The following is a 1,888-nucleotide window of genomic DNA, read 5'->3' on the forward strand; positions in this document are numbered from 1 at the left end:
TGGTGACGTTGTTGTAGGCGTCGAACGCCCGCTCAACCCTGAGTGTGCGTGCAATGTTCTCGGTCAGCGTCGTGTCGGTCGCCGTGTTCTGCACGGTGTAAGGTTTGGTCGCGGTATTGACCGCATAGGTCTCGGCCACCTGCTTGTGCACGGTGGAAAGCCGCAAGGCCTGACCAATGCTTGATCCTTATGGGTGTCTGGCGCGATCGTTCTCGCAGCCAAGCGTAAAGAAACGGGTGCGGTTCAAAACCTGCCGCCGAAGGGAAGGAAAAGAAAGGATGCAAATTGGCGGCTGACACCGCCAAAAAAGCTCCGCGCGACCTTGACGAGAGGCCGGCTAATGGGTGTCACCGTATTTCGTAATTCACCGTAATTCCGCAATTCTAATTCAGATGAAGACGATCGGGTTACCTTCTTTAATTGCCGCCTTCACAAGGCTCCGCACCTGAGTAGAAAAATCTCTCACCTCTATAATTTCTGAATCGCGTAGCATATTTAGCTCTTCTAGAATTTTATCGAAATAAGAATTTTCAATCATATCGCCAAAATGGCCTCCAGAATACAAGAAAAGCTTCTCCAATATTGATTCTCTATCACCAAATTTCTCTGCGATTGTGTCACTAAGGAACTTGATATGGGCAATATTACCAAAATCCACGCATATTGCGATCGAATCCTCGTAGTCAAAATTTTGATTCAATGCTTTAGATGCAATTACCTCACCAGTGTCAGCGTCAATCTCGCAATCGGATAGATTGAACTGCTTCTCCAAAGACTTCTTACTTTTATAGACAGCTGCTGAGAGAGACATATCTTACCTTTCCTAATATCTAACCAACCCATCTGCGATAGTTGATACTTTAACTATTCCCTTAATAGAATAACCTATATTACCCTCTACACTCTGAATTTCATGAAGAACCTGAGATCTTGTTATTTCAGTTTTTCTTGCATCAACAAATACATTTCTATCACTCTGTCCGACGGCTCTTTGAATTCGATTTTTAAGTGTATTGGTGCCATTGACGGTAAGCTCTTTGAATTCTGTTTGAATACCATTAATCTTGAAATCCGGAGTCTTCATTGTTGCCCTAGGCACGGCTTCAACATCATTCCCCATGTCCAATTGTTCTTTTGCAAACGCCTTCTCCTCAGGCCGAAGCGAATTCCAATTTCCAGTGAACTTGCCGGCCTTTTTATTGCTGTCGACCTTTTTTTTTGTTGCCATTGTCCGGATCATCCGGATTCGGTGTTGCCGGATTCCCCGAAACATCCGGACCCGTCTTGTTAGCGCCGTCGCTACTTTCATTATCATCGGCAGACGAGTTGGCAACGTTGTGACCGAAGAGACCTCCGAAGAGACCTCCAAAAAAACTGTCGTCATCATTGCTATTGCCCCCAGAATAGTCACATGACCGAGGACTTTGCACTTGATGCCCATTCTGATCACCCTTGTTGACCGGATCGTTCTGGGCATACGCATACCGGTTTGTTCCGACGCCCGGCAGTGTCGGATCCCATTCATCCGGCGAGATGAACCGTCCTAGCAGCGGGTCCATGTACCGTGCATTGAGGTAGAGCAGGCCGGTCTCGGGATCGAAGCGCTCGCCGATGTAGCTCTTTTGCGTCTGGAAGCCGGTGTTGAGCCGCTCGCCATAGGTGGCGTAGTTTGTGGCCTCGACGATGGCGCCGGTGGCGTCGGTGACCATACGGACCGAGGCCAGGTGATCGCGGTGCAGGAAGGCTTTGGTCGTGCCCGTCACCTTGATGTCGGGATGGGGATAGCGGGTGTAGATCTCCGCCCCCGGTGTCGCCGGATCGATCTCGACGGAAGCGTCGGGATAGAGCGTGGTCGCGAAGGACGAAGTCTTCTTGGTTCGTGCGCCGT

The 1,888-nt window shown here is 49.4% G+C and carries 3 protein-coding genes; all 3 read right to left on the bottom strand.

The window, feature by feature from the left end; translation table 11 throughout:
* Positions 1-388 precede the first annotated feature (388 nt).
* Positions 389-811 carry a hypothetical protein gene (locus tag NKH16_RS34760; protein WP_352903956.1) on the bottom strand — a complete coding sequence of 141 codons (423 nt, stop codon included), beginning with the start codon at positions 809-811 and terminating at the stop codon, positions 389-391.
* 12 nt (positions 812-823) lie between these two features.
* Complete coding sequence (locus NKH16_RS34765) at positions 824-1,228, bottom strand: CdiA C-terminal domain-containing protein (protein ID WP_352903957.1); 405 nt, start codon at positions 1,226-1,228, stop codon at positions 824-826.
* A partial coding sequence (locus NKH16_RS34770; protein WP_352903959.1) for an RHS repeat-associated core domain-containing protein occupies positions 1,197-1,888 on the bottom strand: 692 nt, incomplete at its 5' end. The genes NKH16_RS34765 and NKH16_RS34770, both read right to left, overlap by 32 nt.

This window comes from Mesorhizobium sp. M1307 (genome assembly GCF_040318155.1).
In the GTDB taxonomy this organism is placed as follows: domain Bacteria; phylum Pseudomonadota; class Alphaproteobacteria; order Rhizobiales; family Rhizobiaceae; genus Mesorhizobium.

Coding starts and splice junctions, on each gene's coding strand:
- NKH16_RS34760 (WP_352903956.1), bottom strand. CDS start 811: ATGTCTCTCTCAGCAGCTGTCTATAAAAGTAAGAAGTCTTTGGAGAAG.
- NKH16_RS34765 (WP_352903957.1), bottom strand. CDS start 1,228: ATGGCAACAAAAAAAAAGGTCGACAGCAATAAAAAGGCCGGCAAGTTC.